Source organism: Sulfitobacter litoralis (genome assembly GCF_900103185.1).
In the GTDB taxonomy this organism is placed as follows: Bacteria; Pseudomonadota; Alphaproteobacteria; order Rhodobacterales; family Rhodobacteraceae; genus Sulfitobacter; species Sulfitobacter litoralis.
Genome location: NZ_FNJD01000006.1, coordinates 13,767 through 34,693 on the forward strand (window position 1 = coordinate 13,767; position 20,927 = coordinate 34,693).

Here is a 20,927-nt window from a genome sequence, read left to right on the forward strand (position 1 = left end):
ATGCCGACGCAAGCCCCGTTCGAGATTTCGGGTCAACAAGTGGCACCCGGCTCTCGGGCACAGATCGACTTGCCGATCTCGATCCTGCCGGACCACACGCCTGTCGGTCTTTCACTTGAAGTGATCCACGGCAAACGCCCCGGCCCTACCATGTTTGTCAGCGCCGCTGTTCACGGGGACGAGCTGATCGGGGTCGAGATCGTGCGCCGTCTGCTGCGTGCGCCGCAGTTGAAATCTTTGCGGGGCACGCTGCTGGTGATCCCGGTGGTAAACTCCTTTGGCTTTTTGAACCGGTCGCGGTATCTGCCGGACCGTCGCGATCTGAACCGCTGTTTTCCGGGGCATCCCTCGGGGTCATTGGGATCGCGGCTGGCGCATATCTTTTTGAATGATGTGGTGCTGCGCTGTGATTTCGGGATCGATCTACACTCTGCCGCGATCCATCGCACCAACCTGCCGCAGGTGCGTATTTCTCCATCAGACGCCGTCACGCGGCGCATGGCCGCCAGCTTTGCTGCGCCGGTGGTGCTGACCTCGCCCCTGCGCGACGGATCGCTGCGCGCGGTCGCTGCCGCCAAGGGCACGCCCGTGCTGCTGTACGAGGCGGGCGAAGGGCTGCGGTTTGACGAGATGGCTGTGCGGGCGGGCGTTGCGGGCATTCTGCGGGTAATGCATGTCGAAGACATGCTGCCGGCCAAGGGCATCGCCCCCTCGCGCCGCCAATCCCATGTTTGCTCCAGCTCTACCTGGCTGCGCGCGCCGGTCGGTGGGCTGCTGCGTACCTTTAGGGCCGAGGGGGAAACCGTTAAAGAAGGCGACGCTTTAGCAACCGTCTCTGATCCGTTTGGCAAGACTGAAGAAGACATTACCGCCCCCCATGACGGCATCCTGATCGGCCGCGCGATCCTGCCCGTGGTGAACGAGGGCGACGCGGTCTTCCACTTGGCAAAACTGTTGCCCAAGGCCGTCGCAGATACGGTCGAGGATATGATTACGCAGCTCGAAAGCGACCCGCTGTTCGACGAAGACGAGATTATCTAGGCTCGCCACATCCGGCCACGTCGAAGCTCACGCAGCGCGCAGGTTTCGACGGTTTTATCAGCAGATCATTCAGGCGTGGCGTTTTTCAGCACGGCCGAGACAGGGGCGAGTGCCACTTGGCTTGCACGGTCCTGCAATCCCCAGACCAACAACGCCGAGATCGTCTCGGGCCGCATCCGCCCCATCATGATCACCGACCCTTCGATGCCCGCCTTGAATGCGGCCTGATCCAGAAAGCGCCGGATCACGGTGGACGTCTGGCCCTTGCTGTCAAAGTCGCGGAACACTGGTGCTGCCGGCACCCCCTCTTTGACGGCCAGTTTCGGCATGGTGTTCAACCCTTTATCCTGGGTCACCAGCCCATAGCCGCCCTGCCCGAGGATCGCCGTCACCTGATCGGCCGTGGCCCGGTCGGGCTGCAGGCCGGCACCCAACCCTTCAAGCACACCGATCACCTCTGGCAATCGCGAAAAAGCCACCGCCAGCGTGGTTTCGGCATCGCTGGGCTGCGCGCCTTGGGGCAGGTCGACCATCGCCAGCACCTCGAAGCCTTCGTCGCGGTAGATCTTCATCCGTTCTGCCGCGTCCGGTAGGCTGACATCAACCGCAAAGCTTAGAGGGTAAGGAAAGCTGCGCAACGCAGCGATGCCGACCTCTCCGCCTTGAAGATCGCTGCCGACATCCATCAAGAGCACGCTCATCAGGGGTTTGTCGTCAGGGTTGGCAAAAGGCTGACCGAAACGGGTGATCGCCGGGCCTTGACCCGCGGCCTGGACCTGCGGCGCGACCTGTTCACCTGACTGCGCGGTTGGCAAGCGGTTGATCGTGACGCCTGTATCGCGTTCCGATGTAATTGCCGCTGGCGTTCCAATCGTCGGGCGCCCGTCCGTGCGTTGGTCAGGCGCACCAAAAACGACATCAGCCGGTGCTTCCGTTGGCTGCGCGTCTGGGGCACTTGGCGCGGTGGCAATGTCGGTATCCGGCGTGGGTGTCGCGGGGGCCGCAATGTCTGCATCGGCCTCGATGCGCGGTGCCGTCTGGGTTTCAATCGCGAGCGTATCCGGTGCAGTGGGCTCCATCGGCGCAAGCGCCATCGGATTCGGCAGGATCGGATCATCAAGCGCAATGTCCGGTGTGGCGGCGTCAGGTGCAGTGACGGGCGCGGCTGCATCGATATCCAGCGCGACCAACGGTGCAGGTGCGGGTGCAGGTTCAGGCGCTTGTTCTACCTCGGTTTCTGCCATCTTACCCGATTCTGCATCTGGCGCAGCATCGGGGGTGTTCTCTGCTTGAAGTTCCTCGGCAACGGCAGCCTCGCTCTCGAGCACCACAACGTCCGGTTCATCCGCCTCGGGCACCGCTTCACTCTGCGGTTCGGGCATGGGGTCTGCGACAGGATCAGGCTCTGTCACGATCACAACATTGTCAGTGCTTTCGGCCAAATCCTCGGACGGTGCAACGATCTGTGACCGAGGTAATTGCGTCGTCTCAGGGGCTTGGGGCACAATATCAAGATCACTCTCGTCGCTTGGCGTAGGTGCGTTTGACAACGGCGCTGGCCCGATAGGCACCATAAACGAAGCAACCCCAGCCACGCCAACACTGAACACCGCACCAATAAGGATACCGCCAATAAACCCGCGTGACATATTATGATCGCTCCTGTTTTTGTTCCGGTTCGCGCGGCTCTGCCGACCTGCTGCCCTTGACGATGGGTCTTAACCCTGAACATGTATTAGTGGACATTATACCGTGTTTTTGCGCGGTTCCTCTAGCCCTAAACCCTGCCCCAATACAAAGAATTACCGTATGCTGCTCTTGATCGATAACTACGATAGCTTCACCTACAACCTGGTACACTATCTGGGTGATCTCGGGGCCGAAGTTGAAATCCGCCGCAACGATCAAATCGACGTGCAGGCCGCGATGGCGATGAACCCGTCGGGGATCATCCTGTCACCCGGTCCGTGCGACCCTGATCAGGCGGGCATCTGTTTGGCGCTGACCGCTGCAGCTGCCGAAACAAGCACGCCGCTGTTGGGCGTGTGCCTTGGGCATCAAACGCTTGGTCAGGCTTTTGGTGGCAAGGTCGTGCGCGCGGGCGAGATCGTGCACGGCAAAATGGGCATGATGCACCACAAGGGTCAGGGCGTTTTTGCGGGGCTGCCGTCGCCCTTTGCCGCGACACGCTATCATTCGCTGATCGTCGAGCGCGCCACCCTGCCCGACTGCCTTGAGGTCACCGCAGAGCTTGAAGATGGCACGATCATGGGGCTGCAGCACCGCGATCTGCCCCTGCATGGCGTGCAGTTCCACCCTGAATCGATCCGGTCGGATCACGGGCACCAGATGCTGCAAAACTTCCTGAACAACGTAAAGGTGCCCGCATGAGCGATGCTCTGAAACCTCTGATCGATGCGGCCGCCAATGGCCCGCTGACCCGGGATCAGGCCGAGACCGCGTTCCAGATCCTGTTCGAGGGCGAAGCGACCCCCAGCCAGATCGGCGGCTTTCTGATGGCTCTGCGCACCCGCGGCGAGACGGTGGATGAATATGCCGCCGCAGCCTATGTGATGCGCGCCAAATGCAATCCCGTCACCGCCCCTGCTGGAGCGATGGACATCGTGGGCACCGGCGGCGATGGCAAGGGCACGCTGAATATCTCTACCGCGACGGCTTTTGTTGTGGCGGGTGCGGGCGTGGTTGTCGCCAAACATGGCAACCGGAACCTGTCGTCGAAATCGGGTGCGGCGGATGCACTGACGCAGATGGGGCTCAAGGTGATGGTCGGGCCCAAGGTCGTCGAAGCTGCCCTGCGCGATGCCGGCATCGGTTTCATGATGGCGCCGATGCACCATCCCGCGATTGCCCATGTCATGCCCACACGGTCCGAGCTGGGAACCCGTACGATATTCAACATTCTCGGTCCGCTGACTAACCCCGCTGGCGTCAAACGGCAGCTGACCGGGGCTTATCGCCGCGATCTGATCCGCCCGATGGCCGAAACACTTGGCGCGCTTGGCTCTGAAAAAGCGTGGCTTGTGCATGGCTCTGACGGGACGGACGAGCTGACGATCACGGGTACCAGCTGGGTCGCAGCCCTGAACCCAGACGGCACCATCTCCGAGTTCGAGATCACGCCCGAAGACGCCGGACTGCCCGTACATCCGTTCGAAGATATCATAGGTGGCACACCCGAAGAAAATGCTCGCGATTTCAACGCACTGCTAGATGGCACCCCCTCGGCCTACCGCGATGCGGTCTTGCTTAATTCGGCAGCGGCGCTGGTGGTGGCGGATGCGGCACCCAACCTGAAAGCCGGCGTTGAGATGGCGCGCCACAGCATCGACAGCGGTGCTGCGCGTGACAAAATCACCCAAGTCGCGCGGATCACCCAAACCGCATGAGCACCCTCGATCTGTCGCGGCTAGGGGCTTGGCGCAATCTTGCGTTCTTTGACGATACACTGCCGGGGATCGCCACTGCGCTTGCTGCTGAAGATCGCCAGATTTTACCCCCGCAACCGCAATTTTTTGCCGCGCTTGAACACACGCAACCCGATGCGGTGCGGGTGGTGATCCTGGGCCAAGACCCTTATCCTACCCCCGGCCATGCCCATGGCTTTGCCTTTTCGGCCCACGCCGACACCAAACCACTGCCCCGATCGCTATCCAACATCTTTAAAGAGATGACCGACGACCTCGGGGCCTGTCCGCGCACTGCCGACCTACGGTTTTGGGCGGATCAGGGCGTGCTGCTGCTGAACACGACGTTGACGGTACCGGCAGGGGATGCAGGTGGCCATGCCAAGCTTGGGTGGCATCTGTTGACGATGCAAATTCTGGACCGCCTGTCGGACCGTCCCCGTGCCTATCTTCTGTGGGGGGCCCATGCGCAAAAGGCAGCACGAGACGTGGACGGCGCAGTGAACCTTAAGCTGGAAACCCCGCACCCTTCGCCGCTGTCTGCGCGACGTGGGTTTTTCGGGTCACGCCCCTTCTCGCGCTGCAATGACTGGTTGCACGCCCAAGGCCAAGGCTCCATAAACTGGGCAACCCCGGAGACATCATGACCGATACCAACACTGGCACCATCCTAGACAAGATCAAAGCCTACAAGCTGGAAGAGATCGCCGCCGACAAGGCCGCCAAACCGCTTGAGGCCGTAGAGGCAGAGGCACGCGCCGCCTCGCCCGTACGCCCCTTTGCCGACGCGTTGTTCGACGCCTCGCGCGAGGGGTACGGGTTGATCGCCGAGGTCAAGAAGGCAAGCCCGTCAAAAGGGTTGATCCGTGCCGATTTCGATCCCGCCGCGCTAGCAGCCGCCTATGCCGCCGGTGGTGCGACCTGCCTGTCGGTGCTGACGGACACGCCCAGCTTTCAGGGGGCCAAGGAATATCTTGTCGCCGCCCGCGAGGCCTGCACCCTGCCCGTGCTACGCAAGGATTTCATGTACGACCCCTATCAGGTCGCCGAAGCCCGCGCGCTTGGGGCCGATTGCATTTTGATCATCATGGCATCAGTCAGTGACGCACAGGCGATAGAGCTTGAAGATGCCGCCGCCCAATGGGGCATGGACGCGCTGATTGAAGTGCATGACAAGCAAGAGCTCGACCGCGCTGCCGTGCTCAAAAGCCGGATGATGGGGATCAACAACCGCAACCTCAAAACCTTCGAGACTTCGCTGGATACCACGCGCCTGCTTTCAAAACATGTAGATGTAGAAAAAATGATCGTATCTGAAAGCGGGCTGAACACGCCCGACGATCTGGCCGATATGGCAAAGTACGGATCGCGCGTGTTCCTGATCGGGGAAAGCCTGATGCGCCAAGACGACGTAGAGGTCGCAACCCGCAACTTGCTTGCGACGCCGTTGCGTCCGGGGGGCATGTAATGGCGCTTACGCATTTTGACGGCAAGGGCGACGCGCATATGGTCGACGTGTCGGACAAGCCCGTCACATCACGCGTCGCCACCGCAAAAACTCAAATTAAGATGCAGCGCGAAACCTTTGATATCATTACCGAAGGCCGCGCAAAGAAAGGTGACGTCATGGGCGTCGCCCGTTTGGCTGGCATCATGGCGGCAAAGCGCACCGCTGACCTGATCCCTCTGTGTCACCCGCTGCCCATCACCAAAGTCTCTGTCGAACTTACACCAGACCCCGAACTGCCGGGGCTCCAGATCGAAGCGACCGTCAAGACCACCGGACAGACCGGCGTCGAGATGGAAGCGCTGACCGCCGCCTCTGTCACCGCGCTGACCGTCTATGACATGGCCAAGGCCGTGGACAAAGGCATGGAAATCGGAGGCCTGCGGGTCGTGCTGAAAGACGGCGGCAAATCGGGCCGGTACGAGGCAGAATGATCTCCGTCAGCGACGCCCTGTCGCATCTCTTTGATCTCGTCATCGCCACCGAGGTGGAAGAGGTCCCGCTGCGTCTGGCCGCGGGCCGAGTGCTGGCACGCGATGTTATTGCCACCCGCACCCAGCCGCCTTTCGCAGCCTCCTCTATGGATGGCTATGCCCTGCGCCAGACAGAGGTCGAGCCCGACGCGATGTTCAAGGTCATCGGCGAAGCGGCGGCGGGCCATAGGTTCGACGGTGTGGTCAAGGCAGGTCAGGCCGTGCGCATCTTTACCGGTGCCCCTGTCCCCGAAGGCGCTGATTTCGTTGTGATCCAAGAGGATACGACCCGTCGTGGCGATCTGATCATGCTGGGCCATGACATCGGCCCCAAGACCAATATTCGCCCCGCCGGTGGGGATTTCCATGCAGGCGACACGATGGATACCCCGCGCCAGCTGCGCCCCGCCGATATCGCGCTGCTGGCGTCGATGAATGTGGCGGCGCTGCCGGTCTATGCCAAACCACGCGTTGCGATTATCGCCACCGGGGACGAGCTGGTGCAACCCGGTGAGGTGCCGAACCCCGACCAGATCATCGCCTCCAATACCTTTGGCCTGGCCGCTTTGTTGGAACAGCATGGCGCGCAGTGCCGCATGATCCCGATTGCCCGCGACACGGTGCCGTCGCTGACCCAAGCCTTTACGATGGCGCAGGATGCCGATCTGATCATTACCATTGGCGGTGCTTCTGTCGGCGATCACGATCTGGTCGCCCCTGTCGCTGCGCAGATGGGGATGGAGCAGTCTTTCTATAAAGTCGCCATGCGTCCCGGCAAACCTCTGATGGCGGGCCGGTTGCGCGATGTGCCGATGATCGGCCTGCCCGGCAATCCGGTATCAGCTATGGTCTGCGGCACCGTCTTTGTCGTACCTGTCTTGCATAAAATGCTGGGGCTACCGGCCGTCCCTGCCACCCGTGTTGATATGCCCCTAGGGGTCGATTTACCCGCCAACGGACCGCGTGAGCATTACATGCGCGCGATGGTGCGTGACGGAGCGGTTCACCCCGAAAGCAACCAAGACAGTTCGCTGCTGGGTATCCTGTCACGCGCCGATGTGCTGATGGTCCGCCCGCCCGACGACGGCCCACGTCAAGCCAAAGAAACCATTGGTTGTATCCCCCTGTGACTGTTGACACAAAACAAGAACATCTCTAGAACAAACCCCAAATAGAAACGGGGAATGTCCGGATGCTGACCAAGAAACAACTCGATCTGCTGGCCTTTATTCACAAGCGCGTCCAACGCGATGGCGTGCCGCCCAGCTTTGACGAGATGAAAGAAGCGCTTGATCTGCGGTCCAAATCCGGCATCCACCGGCTGATCACAGCGCTGGAGGAACGCGGATTCATCCGCCGCTTGGCACACCGCGCCCGCGCGATCGAAGTTGTGAAACTGCCAGATACTCTGGGTGGTATGTCTGGTGCCGGCTTTACCCCGCGCGTGATTGACGGCGACCGTCCCGACGGACCGCCCCCCTCTGCTGCGCAACCTGTCAGCGCGCCCTCCTTTGATGTGCCAATGATGGGCCGGATCGCTGCCGGTGTCCCGATCGAGGCGATCAGCACCATGACCCAATCGGTCGCCGTCCCAGGCGGCATGATCAGCGGCAGCGGCGAACATTACGCGCTTGAAGTCCAAGGCGATTCAATGATCGACGCTGGTATCAATGATGGTGACGTGGTGATCATCCGCGAAACCTCTGTTGCGGACGATGGCGACATCGTGGTTGCGTTGGTCGAGGATCACGAGGCGACGCTCAAAAAATTCCGCCGCCATGGTAGTTCGGTCGCATTGGAAGCCGCCAACTCCGCCTATGAAACGCGGGTTCTGCCGTCGGATAAGGTCAAGGTGCAGGGACGTCTGGTCGGTTTGATCCGCACCTACTAACGGTTATTTTTCTTCTTTTGACCGCCATGCTGTCCACAATCGCGCGCCCGCCTTTTGGCGGGCCGTTTGCATTGTCACCTGCCCCTTGTTGATCTTTAGTACAACCGAACCCGTGCCGCGCAGCCTTTCGGGGTCAAATATCTTACATCCGCCTCGAAGCGGTGGGTCAGCCATAACCGAGAGCACCACGATCTGACTGGCCTGACAGTCCCCGAAGGCAGTGCGCGCGCGTTTGCCTGACAGGTGAATGACCTCTGCGCCCCCCAGCTTGGGCCGAGCGCGCCAACGCGCTGCGGCTTGGGCCTGATCTGCACCATCTCCGTCATTCTCTAGCCAGTTGAGCGCCACGAACCCCGCGCCTTTTGGCTTGCTGAGCGCTCGGCCTGCGGGGGTCATCACACCCACCAGACTGCCAGTGTCCGAGATCAACACCGCTGGACGCTGTGCACTGTTCCACAACACCCCTGCCGCAACGACAGCGCCCAGACCGGCAAACCGCAACCAGCCCTGCCACAGCAACAGCCACAAAAATCCAAACGCCAGCAGTGGCAGCACCCAGGGGCTGGGTGCTGGTACGTGCCCCTGTGCCCCGTCGATCCCTGCAACGCTTTGCGCGACCAATAAAATCCAGCGCAACCCCGCGCCCATGACCTGAAGGGGGATCCACTCTAGCCCCAGCGGTGCCATGATCAAGGCCGCCACGGCAGCGGGCATCACCATGACCCCCATCAAGGGGACCGACAGCAGGTTCGCTATCAGCCCAAAATGCGCGATCGTATTGAAATGCGCCGCCCCGATGGGCGCGGTAAATGCCCCCGCCACGGCCGAGGAAATCACCGTCGCCAAGGCAGGAGCCAACCATTTCGGCCCGAGCGAGACGTCGGCGCTGCGCAGCCAGCCAAAGATGGCAACCAATCCGGTGGTCGCAGCAAAAGACATCTGGAACCCCGGCCCCGTCAACGCTTCGGGGCGCAGGACGAGGACGATGGTCGCAGCAATTGCAACGGCGCGCAGGGTCAGCGCCCGCCGCCCGATGATCAATGCACCAAGCGCTACGGCGACCATGATAAACGCACGTTCGGTTGCGACATTGCCGCCCGACAGCAACAGATAGCCGCTGGCCGCAATCAGCGCGCCCGCAGCTGCCATGCTGCGCGTGGGCCACCTGAGCGCGACCCACGGCACCAGCGCCAACATCGCGCGCAGTGCCCCGAACACCACGGCGCTCAGCAGCCCCATATGCAGCCCTGAAATTGCCAAAAGATGCGCGAGATTGCTGGCGCGCAGATCGCGCAACGCGTCTTGGCTGATCGCACTCCGATCACCGGTCGTAATCGCTGTGGCGAACCCGCCTATGTCACCGGGCAACACGGCTTGGATATGTGCCGACGCCGCCATCCGCAAACGGAACACGGCCAGCCCCCGGTGCCCCTCGGTGGCAGGGCGCGCCGCCAGCAAGGGCGTGCGACTATAGCCGACGGCCCCTAGGCGTGCGAACCAAGCGTGACGCTGGAAATCAAATCCCCCCGGCTCAACAGGTCCGCTTGGCGGTGACAGATGCCCCGTGGTCATCACCCTCAACCCCGGTGTGATCGCTGCATCAAAGGCTCTGTCCCCGTGCAAGGACACGCGGACATGCAGAGGCGTACGCCTTGTCGAGATGCGTTCTAAAACCACCTGATCCAGCGTCAGACGTTGCGCGTCAGACTGGCTCCGGTCCAGGGCCACCACCCGCCCTGCGATGGGCCCATAGTAGCGCCACGCCAGCACCGGTCCGCCAACAGCGTGCGCCCGCCACGCCGCGAGATCAAACCCGATCAAAACCAGCGCAGCGCCCAGAATAACAGGCCCCGCAGCCTCGCCCGCCCATACTGCGAGGGCCACCAGCAGTGCAGCACCACCAGCCCCCCACAGCAAAACCGACGCCGAAGGTTCTACGCGCTGCGCGAAATAGGCCCCAATGCCCACGGCCAGACATACGGGCACCCAGCCGATCAGATGCCCGCGCTGCGCGCGCATTGTCTGCGTCCCATAGGACAACAGCCCCATACTTGCCCCCGTTCTCTGCACTGGGTAGATAGTCGGTAACGCTAGCTCCAAAGGAGTTAGCAAATGATAAACGGCACCCCGAACGGGCGTTTTCCGTGAACTTCTGCTGCAAAGGATCCTCCGCCCATGACAACGCCCGTCGTTACCCGTTTCGCCCCGTCTCCTACCGGTTATTTGCACATCGGCGGCGCGCGGACGGCGCTGTTCAGCTGGCTTTATGCGCGCGGACGGGGCGGCAAGTTCCTGCTGCGCATCGAAGACACCGACCGCCAGCGCCACACACCCGCAGCGACCGAAGCGATTCTGCAGGGCATGGCGTGGCTGGGTCTGGACCATGACGGCGATGTGGTCAGCCAGTTCGAAAATGCGCCCCGCCATGCCGAGGTGGCGCTGCAGCTTCTTGCCGAAGGAAAGGCCTATAAGTGCTTTGCCTCGCAAGAAGAAATTGCCGCGTTCCGGGATCAGGCCAAGGCCGAGGGGCGCAGCATCCTGTACCAATCACCTTGGCGTGATGCCGCGCCCGAGACGCATCCCGACGCCCCTTATGTCGTCCGTATCAAAGCCCCACAAACCGGCGAAACTGTCATCCGCGACGCGGTGCAGGGTGACGTGGTGATCGGGAACGACCAGCTTGATGACATGGTTCTGTTACGTTCGGACGGTAGCCCCGTATACATGTTGGCCGTTGTTGTTGATGACCACGACATGGGCGTGACCCATGTTATTCGCGGGGATGATCACCTGAACAATGCCGCGCGTCAGATGATGATTTATACCGCCATGGGGTGGGACGTACCGGTTTGGGCCCACATCCCGCTGATTCACGGCGCGGATGGCAAAAAACTGTCAAAACGTCACGGTGCCTTGGGTGCGCAGGAATATCAGGCCATGGGCTTTCCTACCGCCGGTATGCGCAATTACCTCGCCCGTCTGGGGTGGAGTCATGGCGACGACGAATTCTTTACCGACGCACAGGCGCAGGACTGGTTCGATCTGGACGGTATCCGCAAAAGCCCCGCGCAGTTCGATTTGAAAAAGCTGGAAAACATCTGTGGTCAGCATATTGCCGCGGCGGATGATGCTGCATTGCGGCACGAGATCGAGGCTTATTTGACCGCAGCCGGGCTGCCAGCGCTCACAATTGCGCAAGCGGACGGGTTGGAGCGGGCCATGTATTGCTTAAAAGAACGCGCGAAGAAATTCCCTGATCTGCTTGAAAAGGCTGAATTTATCCTCGCCGAACGCCCCATTCAACCGGACGAGAAGGCGATAAAGCACTTGGACAATGTATCCCGTGGTATGCTGACTGAATTGACGCCGCAGTTGCAGAATGTTACTTGGGACAGAGAAACGCTGGAGGAGGCGCTGAACGGCTTTGCTGCCGCTCACGATACCAAATTTGGCAAATTGGCGGGGCCGCTGCGCGCAGCACTCGCCGGGCGGGCGGCAACCCCATCAGTTTTCGATATGATGCTGGTACTTGGGCGCGACGAAAGCCTTGCCCGCTTAAACGATGCAGCTATCTAAAATATGCGAATGCATATTCCTGATATGCACAGAAATAACTGAGGGGCGGACCGTCTCGGTACCACCCCAGTCGATGGCATAACGCGCGTCGATACCACAATAGGAAGGGACTTCATGGCCGAAAGTACAAAATCCGCAACGTTGACCATCGACGGGAACAGCTTTGAACTGCCGATCTATTCCCCATCGGCGGGACCGGATGTTTTGGATATCCGCAAGCTGTTCTCCCAGGCGAATGTTTTTACATATGACCCTGGTTTCACCTCGACGGCGGCATGCGACAGCACGATCACCTTTATCGACGGTGACGAAGGTGTGTTGCTCCACCGTGGGTATCCGATCGACCAGCTTGCCAGCGAATCCCATTACCTTGAGGTGTGCTACCTGCTGCTATACGGCGAGCTTCCCTCGGCAGCCCAGCTTGAAGAGTTCGAAGATCTGGTCACCAACCATACCATGATCCACGAGCAAATGATCAACTTCTTCCGTGGCTTCCGCCGTGATGCGCACCCAATGGCTATCATGGTCGGCGTCGTCGGCGCGATGTCTGCCTTCTATCATGACAGCACCGACATCAATGATGCGCACCAGCGCGAAGTCGCGACGATCCGTTTGATTGCCAAGATGCCGACGATTGCTGCGATGGCTTACAAATACACCATCGGTCAGCCGTTCATCTATCCGCGCAATGATGTGGATTACGCCGGTAACTTCCTGCGCATGTGTTTCGCCGTCCCTGCCGAAGACTATGTGGTTGATCCGATCCTGTCGCGCGCGATGGACCGTATCTTTACGCTGCACGCGGACCATGAACAGAACGCATCGACATCGACCGTGCGTCTGGCGTCTTCCTCGGGCGCGAACCCCTTTGCGTGTATCGCAGCGGGCATCGCATGCCTTTGGGGTCCCGCACATGGCGGCGCAAACCAAGCCTGTCTGGAAATGCTGAAAGAGATCGGCACGCCGGACCGGATCCCTGAATTCATCGCCCGCGCCAAGGACAAGAACGACCCCTTCCGCCTGATGGGCTTTGGTCACCGCGTTTACAAAAATCACGATCCACGTGCCACCGTGATGAAAGAAAGCGCGGACGAGGTTCTGGAACTGCTGGGCGTGGAAAACAACCCGATCCTGCAGGTTGCCAAAGAACTGGAAAAACAGGCGCTGGAAGATCCGTACTTTGCAGATAAAAAGCTATTCCCGAACGTCGATTTCTATTCGGGTATCATCCTCGAAGCGATGGGTTTCCCAACGTCGATGTTCACGCCCATCTTTGCGCTGGCACGGACCGTTGGCTGGATTTCGCAGTGGAAAGAGCAGATCAGCGACCCTCAGTTGAAAATCGGTCGCCCCCGTCAGCTGTATCTTGGCGAGACACCCCGCGATTACGTCGATATCGAAAAGCGCTGAATTCCAGTGTGTTAGATCTGAAACGCCCCGCCTCAATGGCGGGGCGTTTTGCATTTTTGATCAAGGGTACAGGGTACAGGATCGACTCAAAGAGATTCGTTTCGCAGCGGCACCATCTGGGCAAATGTGATCAAAGCACCCTTTTCAAGCCTACTGTTTCGACAGACTTTTCAGTATTTCGAAACCATCCCGCTTGAAATATGACGGTTTTGTATCGTTGTTTCGAAACCGCGCATAATCGGCGATCGTCATTGACCAAGTGGCGCGATCACCCCAAGTTCAGCGTTAATACATCACAAAGGCGTCCGATCAGACGCACCGTCGCGCAAATGGCGCGCGCCGCCTATGCGGAAAGGACCACCGTATGAAGGACCCTCGGCCCCGACTACAATGGGATAACGCGACCAGTCTCAGCTGCAAAACCGCACGGCACCACCCGGCACCGCAGGGGTCTTTTGTGCACGACACTCAGCAGAAATGCGACCAGATTGCAGTGGTTTATGACAAGGGTCAGATGCCGCCAAGGATCACCGTTAAACAGGTGTCGGGCAGCGTACATACCGTGCTGGCAGACGGAATAGCGGTCGCCGTCGTAGCAAGCGCCTCGCGTCCGACCCTCAACCCCGATGATGTGTTGCTGGTCGAACGCTCAGTTTAGACGAATTACCGCCCTTCAAAGCGCGCAGGGCGCTTCTGCATGAAAGCTGTCACGCCCTCTTTAAAATCACGCGACTGACCGCATTTTCCCTGCTCCTGTGCCTCCAGCGACAGCTGATCCTCAAGCGTGTTGTCCCAGCTGGCACGGATGGCATTTTTTGCAGCCGCATATGCGCTGGTCGGACCTTGTGCCAGATGCGCTGCTTTGGCACGCCAATGCGCGTCAAAATCCGCATCGGCAACGGCTTCCCAGATCATGCCCCAATCATCAGCCTGGCGGGCCGAAATCTTGTCGGCGAACAGGGCTGCGCCCATAGCCTTGGCGGTACCCATTTGACGGGGCAGCGTGTACGTTCCGCCAGCGTCTGGCATCAATCCAATGCGCGTAAAAGCCTGAAGAAAATAGGATGATTCCGTCGCAAAGACCACGTCGGTCGCTAGTGCGAGGTTTGCCCCTGCCCCAGCCGCCGGACCATTCACGGCCGCAATTGTGGGCACGGGGCAGTTGGTGATCGCCTGCAACATCGGGCCATATTCTTCGCGCAAGGTCCGCTCTAGATCCAACGATCCCTTGCTGGTGCTATCGCTCAGATCCTGACCGGTGCAAAATGCACGGCCTGCGCCGGTGATGACGACGCAACGCGCGTCTTTGCCGGCTTGGGTAAACGCGTGTTCGATCTCGGCCCGCATCTGCGTCGTGAGCGCATTCATCTTGTCAGGGCGGTTCATTGTGACCACGGCTAGCCCGTCGTTGAGGTCATAGGTCAGGGTTTGATAGTCCATGGCGCGGGTCCTTAATTTACAATTCCTCTGCACCTTACCCATAAGACGACGCGCTGCCAGCGAAACCCCGCGTTAATCTTTTAGAATATCGTCCAGACGTGCCTGTTCATTGGCGCTCAGCGGGGCCTGTTCTTCACCCGGTGTCCGAGCACGGCCGCGCAGATAGACAAGCCCGACCCCGCCTGCCAGCAATAGCATCAGCGGCCCCGCCGCCCAAAGCACCCAGGTTGATCCGCGCGCCGGTGGGTTGAGCAACACATACTCGCCATATCTGTCAACGATATAGGCCACCGCCTCTGCATCGGTGTCGCCTGCGACCAAACGCTCGCGCAGCAAGATACGCAGATCACGCGCGAGGCTGGCGTTGCTTTCGTCGATGCTTTCGTTGCGGCACACGAGGCAGCGCAACCCTTTGGACAAGGTCCGAGCGCGTTGTTCCAACACCGGATCAGACAGCACCTCGTCTGGTTGAACCGCCCAGGCTGGCGTACCCAATAACATCAGCGCGAGGACGAGCGCCCTCATTGCGCGGGTACCTGCTTTGTTTTTGCGGCCCCCGCCGCAACACGGTAGCGACGGTCCGAAAGGCTTAGGAGCCCACCAAGCGCCATCAAAGCGCAGCCAATCCAGATCCAGTTGGTCAGCGGCTTGATATAGGTACGCACCACCCAACCGCCGCCGGCCTGTTCATCCCCAATCACGACATAGACGTCGCGCAGCAGGTTATAGTCAATCGCAGCCTCGGTCGTGGGCATCTGTGCCACGGGATAGAACCGTTTCTCAGGCCGTAGCTGCGCGATCTCTGCCCCGTCATGGAGCAGTGTCACGCTTCCGGTGGTCGATACATAGTTTGGCCCCTGACTGCGTTTGACATCATCCAGCTGTACCGTATAGCGCCCCACGTCATAGGAACCACCAAGCGGCACCGCACGGATATCGTCCATAGACCACGCGGTAAGGCCCGCGACGCCTGCCATCGTGACGCCAAGCCCCGCATGGGCCACCATCTTGCCCCAGTCTGCCCGCGGCATCCGGCCAAGCCGGCGCAGACGGTTCTCACCGCGTCCGGTGCGGCCCCAGAGGTCGACAATGGTGCCCATCACAATCCAGGCTCCTAAAAACAACCCCAGCGGCCCCAATAAGCTGCGCCCCGATTGTATCGCATAGGCAAGCGCCCCGATCGCAATTGCCAAGACAAACACATACCGCAGCGGTTTCAGTGCGCGTGTAATAATCGCACGTTTCCACGGCATCGCAGACCCGATCGGTAGGATCAGGCCCAACATAACCATGAAAGGTGTGAAGGCCGCGTTAAAGAACGGGGGGCCAACGCTTAATTTTCTGTCGAAAAACATTTCTGCCAGCAATGGCCACATGGTACCGATGAAAACCACAAAACAAGCGACCGCCAATAAGACGTTATTTACCAACAGCGCCGACTCGCGGCTCACCATGCTGAAGACGCCTTTCGCTTCTAGCGCACGGGCGCGCGCGGCAAAGAGTACAAGCGCGCCGCCCATGAAAAATGCCATGATCATCAAGATAAAGACGCCGCGTTCAGGGTCATTCGCAAACGCGTGGACCGAGGTCAGCAGGCCAGATCGCACGATAAACGTCCCGATCAACGAAAAGCCGAACGCAAGAATCGCCAAAAGAATTGTCCAGCTTTTCAAACTCTCGCGCTTTTCAACCACGACTGCCGAATGCAGCAGTGCTGCCGCCAGTAGCCACGGCATAAAGCTTGCGTTCTCAACAGGATCCCAAAACCAAAACCCGCCCCAGCCAAGCTCGTAATAGGCCCACCAGGACCCAAGCGCGATACCGATGGTCAGGAAAATCCATGCCGCAAGCGTCCACGGGCGCACCCATCGCCCCCACGCGGCGTCGATACGCCCCTCGATCAGCGCGGCAACGGCAAAGCTGAACGTCATCGAAAGCCCGACATACCCCAGATACAAAAACGGCGGGTGAAACGCGAGCCCGGGATCTTGTAGCAGGGGATTCAGATCCTGCCCATCAAACGGCGGTGTAGCAAGACGCAGGAACGGGTTAGAGGTAAACAGGATAAAAGCAAAAAACGCGACGCCAATTGCAGCCTGTACCGACAACACCCGCGCGCGCAAGGTTGGAGGTAGATTGCCTCCGAACCACGCGGCCATGGCCCCGAAAAGCGCGACAATCAGAACCCAAAGCAACATGGACCCTTCGTGATTGCCCCAGGTGCCGCTGATTTTATACAATAGGGGCTTCATTGAATGGCTGTTTAACACCACCAGCCGAAGCGAGAAATCGGAGCTTACAAAGGCCCACATCAGCGCGCCGAAGGCCAGTAATGTCAGCGCGAACTGCGCGCCAGCGGCGGGCTCTGCTACGGCCATCCACCCTGGCCAGCGTTTATGGGCACCGACAAGGGGTACCACCATTTGAACAATGGCGACGCCAAAGGCGAGGATAAGGGCGAAATGTCCGAGCTCTGTAATCATCCTGCGACCATAGGGCGGAGCGCGGTGCCGTGCCATGGGAATTCACACCTAAATCACGTCAGTGTGCGCTGCAAAGCGTCGCAGGGCCCGCCTTAGGCCGCAGCCTTGCGCCAATCGTCCAGTGCAGCGTTGTCCGTTTCCCCCGGGGCCACCGTTGAAACAACTGGGATCGTGTTTTCGGCCTCTAATTGGCCCTCATCAGTTTGCAGCACATTCAAGTGTTCGATGTGTCGCATTACCGCCGGCGTCTGCGCTATGGTACGCGCGATAGAGCGTTGAAATTCTTGCGTTTTCACCTGATGCCGCGCGCCAAAGTAGAACGATACCACAGCGCCTAGTAACCACCATAAAGGTTCGGGCACCAACGCCACGCCTTGCATGCGACTGGCAAACCAAACCGGATTAACCATTGCTGCGACGAACAATCCCAATGTTCCAAGCGCTAAGGCCGGTCGCGGAAGGCGATTCACACCGTTCATAATGCGATCAAAACGTCCCACCGGCGCGACGTTGAACTCAGCCGCAAACTGCACCATCGCCTGCTCTAGCGCGGCCGCATCACGCGCAGCGGTATTTTCGGCATTCTGGCGGAATACTTCGACAGTATCGCGCAATACATTCCGGCCATCACCAAAAACGAGGCCTAAAGCCTTATCAATCACCGCCATGCTTCGACCCTTTCGTTAAAGTCACGCGGGCTCAAATGATACTGCGGGGACATAAATTCCTCAGCGCGTTTGATCCATCCCCCTTTCGTGCCAGCCCGCGTGCGGGCGTATTTGCGACTTGCCGGTCGCTGATCGGCCAGCCCGAAATAATAGTTGCGCCGCGCCACAGCATAGGCGTCCACAAACTGTGCCGGCGCTTGCGCATAAGCGTGTCCCGTCGCACTCAAGGTCTGCGGCCCAAGCGCACCATCTACAGCCACATCAAACCCCATATCTCTTAACAATCGCTGAAGAATTTTCACCGCATTGCCGCCCGCATTGACGTACATATCGAAAACAGACGGCTGCAACGGTTCTGGCAGATGGGCGATTTTAGGTTTGTGGAAATAATGTGTGATGAAAATCTCGGTCGCCTGAGCCTGGCTAAGCGCTTGAACATCTGCAACATTCACCGCGCCATCGCGATTTAAATCCAGCCCCAGACGGCGCATTGTATGGATAGTGACACCATGTTTGGTCGCCCCACCCGGATCATCTGGATCATTTACAAAGCCCCCTTCACGCGCAACGATGGACTTGGCAATTTCTTCAACAGTTTGCATCAAATCGGCCCTTCTTACAATTTTGTCCCTGCAAGAATGGCTGTTCATATGTTAATTAATTCCGGCATCGCCGTACGCATCAGCCCTCGGGGGCCACGTAGACGCCTTGCTCTTTCAATGCGTCCACGACTTCTTTTGGCATGTAGTTTTCATCATGTTTTGCAAGGATTTCAGTCGCTTCGAACGTTCCGTTGATGTATCTTCCCGTTCCAACCATCCCCTGATTTTCCTCAAAAAGATCGGGCAGCACACCGCTATAGGTCACAGGAACCGTCGCGCCGCCATCGGTCACGGAGAAGCGGATGGTCAGGCCATCGCCGCGCACAAGGCTGCCCTCTTCGACCAGCCCGCCGATGCGAAACACCTCTGTCGGGGCGGGCGGCTCTGCGATCACCTGACTGGGCGCGCGGAAAAAGTTGATCCCATCACGCAAGGCATATCCAATCAGCGCGGTAGACAGCACAAGCGCCACCACCGCGACACCGATAACCTGTATACGCCGCTGCTTTTTAAGACTTTTCATGAGACCTCAGGGAAATAGCGGAGCCATCATCAGCCCCTCGACCTCGTCAATACCTAGCATCAGATTGGCGTTTTGCAACGCCTGCCCGCTGGAGCCCTTGGTCAAATTATCAAGCGCTGCGACCACGATTGCGCGCCCTTCAATCCGGTCAGCCACCACACCGATATGGCAAAAATTCGACCCACGAACATGACGCGTGCTCGGGGCCTCGCCAAACGGAAGCACCTCGATAAAGGGCTCGGCATCATAAGCATCGGCCAAGGTCTGGTGGATATTCTGTGCTTCACCTTTAACGTAGACGGTCGCAAGAATACCGCGGTTGGCCGGCAACAGATGCGGGGTGAACTGCACTTTGACTGGGCGGCCTGCGATGGCTGAAAACTCCTGATCGAATTCTCCCAAATGCCGATGCGTGCCCCCCAACGCATAGGCGTGGTACCCCTCGGACAGCTCTGCATGCAGCAGGTTTTCCTTAAGCGACCGCCCCGCACCGGACACGGCGCATTTCAGGTCCAGTATGATATCGTCCAGATCGATAACGCCCTTTTCTATCAAGGGGCGCAGGGCGAACTGACCGGTGGCGGCATTGCAGCCGGTGCCAGCAACCAAACGCGCGGATTTGATTTCTTCGCGGTAGAATTCGGTGAGGCCATAGACGGCCTCCTCCTGCTGGTCTAGCGCGGCATGAGGATTGCCGTACCACTTGGCATAGGCTTCAGGATCGCGCAGCCGGAAATCAGCCGAAAGGTCAACGATCTTGAGGTCTTGGGGCAGGTTCGCGATGACCTCTTGGCTGGTTTTATGCGGCAGCGCACAAAAGCACAGATCGATCTGTGAAAAATCGATTTCATCAATGGTCACCAGGGCAGGTAGATCCATGTGGCGCAGGTGTGGAAACACCTCAGCAATTGTTTGCCCCGCCTTAGAGTTCGCCCCCAAGGCTTTGATCTGCATAGAGGAATGGCCGGCAATTAGCCGGATAAGTTCTGCGCCGGTATAGCCGGAGGCACCAAGAATGGCGATATTATGGGTCATGTCGGGTTCCGTTTGGAAGGTGTTAGAAAATTCGTGTTAGGCCGCCTGGAAGGTCAACGGTCGTCGCAAGAATTGCGTTGCACGGCTGCTGACCTTTTTGGGGTCGCCCGTGGTCAGGAAAGCCGCCACGCCCGTGCCCAGCATATTGGGGTGACGCTTTAGATAGTCGCCTAGACTATGGGCGACCAGATTGGCTTGGCTGAACACTTTGACATCGGGGCCAAGCGCGTCCTGAAAGGTTTCCTGCATCAGCGGGTAATGGGTGCAGCCCAGAATGGCCGCTTCGGGCGCGGGCATCTTGCGTTTCAGCGCGTCCACATGGCTGCGGACCAGCGCTTCGGCGAGGATGAAATCACCGTCCTCGATCGCGTCCACGACACCACCACAGGCCTGCGCTTCGACATCGACACCGATCGCCCGAAAGGCCAGTTCACGCTGGAACGCACGGCTTGCAACTGTCGCAGGCGTCGCGAACAGCGCCACGTGCTTTAGATCCACCTCGCGCGGGGGGGAGTTGTCGCCCCATTGGCGCTCAGTCATCGCCTCGATCAGCGGTACAAAGACGCCCAACACGCGCTTGTCCGACGGGATCCACCCTTCCTGCATCCGACGCAGCGCCGCGGCAGAGGCCGTGTTGCACGCCAAGATCACCAGATCGCAGCCCGCATCAAACAGACGCTGGGTTGCAGCTGTGGTCAGGTCATAGATGTCATCCGCATTACGCACACCGTAGGGCGCATGGGCGCTATCGGCCAAATACACGAAATCCACATCCGGTAGCTGCGCCTGTACGGCATCCCAAACGGTCAGCCCGCCTAGCCCAGAATCGAAAATACCAACTGCCATAACACCT

Annotated in this window: 21 protein-coding genes; 11 read left to right on the forward strand and 10 right to left on the reverse strand. The window is 59.5% G+C overall.

Annotated elements, in window-relative coordinates; genetic code table 11:
• Nucleotides 1-1,041 carry a succinylglutamate desuccinylase/aspartoacylase family protein gene (locus BLQ98_RS06580; RefSeq protein ID WP_093732546.1) on the forward strand — a complete coding sequence of 347 codons (1,041 nt, stop codon included), beginning with the start codon at nucleotides 1-3 and terminating at the stop codon, nucleotides 1,039-1,041.
• A gap of 65 nt (nucleotides 1,042-1,106) precedes the next feature.
• Here the strand turns inward: BLQ98_RS06580 and BLQ98_RS06585 are convergent, their stop codons facing one another.
• A complete protein-coding gene (locus BLQ98_RS06585; protein WP_093732547.1) occupies nucleotides 1,107-2,690 on the reverse strand; it encodes a divergent polysaccharide deacetylase family protein in 1,584 nt (527 codons plus the stop codon).
• 160 nt (nucleotides 2,691-2,850) lie between these two features.
• Between BLQ98_RS06585 and BLQ98_RS06590 the strand changes: the two genes are divergently transcribed.
• The 7 genes from BLQ98_RS06590 (at nucleotide 2,851) to lexA (ending at nucleotide 8,337) form a co-directional block, all read left to right on the forward strand.
• Complete coding sequence (locus tag BLQ98_RS06590) at nucleotides 2,851-3,432, forward strand: anthranilate synthase component II (RefSeq protein WP_093732548.1); 582 nt, start codon at nucleotides 2,851-2,853, stop codon at nucleotides 3,430-3,432.
• Nucleotides 3,429-4,448 (forward strand): anthranilate phosphoribosyltransferase, encoded by a 1,020-nt coding sequence (gene trpD / locus BLQ98_RS06595; RefSeq protein ID WP_093732549.1) that lies wholly within the window; start codon nucleotides 3,429-3,431, stop codon nucleotides 4,446-4,448. The genes BLQ98_RS06590 and trpD overlap by 4 nt, the downstream gene beginning before the upstream one ends.
• A complete protein-coding gene (locus BLQ98_RS06600) occupies nucleotides 4,445-5,113 on the forward strand; it encodes a uracil-DNA glycosylase (protein ID WP_093732550.1) in 669 nt (222 codons plus the stop codon). Before trpD ends, BLQ98_RS06600 begins: the two co-directional genes overlap by 4 nt.
• Nucleotides 5,110-5,934 carry an indole-3-glycerol phosphate synthase TrpC gene (gene trpC, locus BLQ98_RS06605; RefSeq protein ID WP_093732551.1) on the forward strand — a complete coding sequence of 275 codons (825 nt, stop codon included), beginning with the start codon at nucleotides 5,110-5,112 and terminating at the stop codon, nucleotides 5,932-5,934. The genes BLQ98_RS06600 and trpC overlap by 4 nt, the downstream gene beginning before the upstream one ends.
• The gene (gene moaC, locus BLQ98_RS06610; protein ID WP_093732552.1) at nucleotides 5,934-6,407 is read left to right on the forward strand and encodes a cyclic pyranopterin monophosphate synthase MoaC; all 474 of its coding nucleotides are present in this window, start codon (nucleotides 5,934-5,936) and stop codon (nucleotides 6,405-6,407) included. Before trpC ends, moaC begins: the two co-directional genes overlap by 1 nt.
• Nucleotides 6,404-7,576, forward strand: a complete 1,173-nt coding sequence (locus BLQ98_RS06615; RefSeq protein WP_093732553.1) for a molybdopterin molybdotransferase MoeA — start codon at nucleotides 6,404-6,406, stop codon at nucleotides 7,574-7,576. Before moaC ends, BLQ98_RS06615 begins: the two co-directional genes overlap by 4 nt.
• Nucleotides 7,577-7,638: 62 nt before the next feature.
• The gene (lexA, locus tag BLQ98_RS06620) at nucleotides 7,639-8,337 is read left to right on the forward strand and encodes a transcriptional repressor LexA (protein WP_093732554.1); all 699 of its coding nucleotides are present in this window, start codon (nucleotides 7,639-7,641) and stop codon (nucleotides 8,335-8,337) included.
• 3 nt (nucleotides 8,338-8,340) lie between these two features.
• Here lexA and BLQ98_RS06625 read toward each other — a convergent pair whose 3' ends face one another.
• Nucleotides 8,341-10,386, reverse strand: a complete 2,046-nt coding sequence (locus BLQ98_RS06625; protein WP_093732555.1) for a ComEC/Rec2 family competence protein — start codon at nucleotides 10,384-10,386, stop codon at nucleotides 8,341-8,343.
• Nucleotides 10,387-10,512: 126 nt separating this feature from the next.
• On the opposite strand from BLQ98_RS06625, the gene gltX reads away from it, so the two are divergent.
• The 3 genes from gltX (at nucleotide 10,513) to BLQ98_RS06640 (ending at nucleotide 13,981) form a co-directional block, all read left to right on the forward strand.
• Complete coding sequence (gltX, locus tag BLQ98_RS06630; protein ID WP_093732556.1) at nucleotides 10,513-11,913, forward strand: glutamate--tRNA ligase; 1,401 nt, start codon at nucleotides 10,513-10,515, stop codon at nucleotides 11,911-11,913.
• 114 nt (nucleotides 11,914-12,027) lie between these two features.
• Nucleotides 12,028-13,323 carry a citrate synthase gene (gene gltA, locus BLQ98_RS06635; protein ID WP_093732557.1) on the forward strand — a complete coding sequence of 432 codons (1,296 nt, stop codon included), beginning with the start codon at nucleotides 12,028-12,030 and terminating at the stop codon, nucleotides 13,321-13,323.
• A 364-nt stretch (nucleotides 13,324-13,687) separates the two neighbouring features.
• The gene (locus BLQ98_RS06640; protein WP_093732558.1) at nucleotides 13,688-13,981 is read left to right on the forward strand and encodes a hypothetical protein; all 294 of its coding nucleotides are present in this window, start codon (nucleotides 13,688-13,690) and stop codon (nucleotides 13,979-13,981) included.
• Nucleotides 13,982-13,986: 5 nt separating this feature from the next.
• Here BLQ98_RS06640 and BLQ98_RS06645 read toward each other — a convergent pair whose 3' ends face one another.
• From BLQ98_RS06645 to BLQ98_RS06680, 8 genes are all read right to left on the reverse strand, one after another.
• Nucleotides 13,987-14,763 carry an enoyl-CoA hydratase-related protein gene (locus BLQ98_RS06645; protein ID WP_093732559.1) on the reverse strand — a complete coding sequence of 259 codons (777 nt, stop codon included), beginning with the start codon at nucleotides 14,761-14,763 and terminating at the stop codon, nucleotides 13,987-13,989.
• Nucleotides 14,764-14,835: 72 nt separating this feature from the next.
• Entirely contained in the window at nucleotides 14,836-15,288 is a 453-nt protein-coding gene (locus BLQ98_RS06650) for a cytochrome c-type biogenesis protein (protein ID WP_093732560.1), read from the reverse strand.
• A complete protein-coding gene (locus tag BLQ98_RS06655; RefSeq protein ID WP_093732561.1) occupies nucleotides 15,285-17,246 on the reverse strand; it encodes a heme lyase CcmF/NrfE family subunit in 1,962 nt (653 codons plus the stop codon). Before BLQ98_RS06655 ends, BLQ98_RS06650 begins: the two co-directional genes overlap by 4 nt.
• 92 nt (nucleotides 17,247-17,338) lie before the next feature.
• Nucleotides 17,339-17,914 carry a holin family protein gene (locus BLQ98_RS06660; RefSeq protein ID WP_093732562.1) on the reverse strand — a complete coding sequence of 192 codons (576 nt, stop codon included), beginning with the start codon at nucleotides 17,912-17,914 and terminating at the stop codon, nucleotides 17,339-17,341.
• Nucleotides 17,905-18,516 (reverse strand): holin-associated N-acetylmuramidase, encoded by a 612-nt coding sequence (locus tag BLQ98_RS06665; RefSeq protein ID WP_093732563.1) that lies wholly within the window; start codon nucleotides 18,514-18,516, stop codon nucleotides 17,905-17,907. Before BLQ98_RS06665 ends, BLQ98_RS06660 begins: the two co-directional genes overlap by 10 nt.
• A 79-nt stretch (nucleotides 18,517-18,595) precedes the next feature.
• Nucleotides 18,596-19,039 carry a cytochrome c maturation protein CcmE gene (gene ccmE / locus BLQ98_RS06670; protein WP_093732564.1) on the reverse strand — a complete coding sequence of 148 codons (444 nt, stop codon included), beginning with the start codon at nucleotides 19,037-19,039 and terminating at the stop codon, nucleotides 18,596-18,598.
• Nucleotides 19,040-19,045: 6 nt separating this feature from the next.
• Nucleotides 19,046-20,074, reverse strand: coding sequence for an N-acetyl-gamma-glutamyl-phosphate reductase (gene argC, locus BLQ98_RS06675; RefSeq protein ID WP_093732565.1), 1,029 nt, complete (start codon nucleotides 20,072-20,074; stop codon nucleotides 19,046-19,048).
• 36 nt (nucleotides 20,075-20,110) lie between these two features.
• Nucleotides 20,111-20,920, reverse strand: a complete 810-nt coding sequence (locus BLQ98_RS06680) for a glutamate racemase (RefSeq protein WP_093732566.1) — start codon at nucleotides 20,918-20,920, stop codon at nucleotides 20,111-20,113.
• Nucleotides 20,921-20,927: the final 7 nt, after the last annotated feature.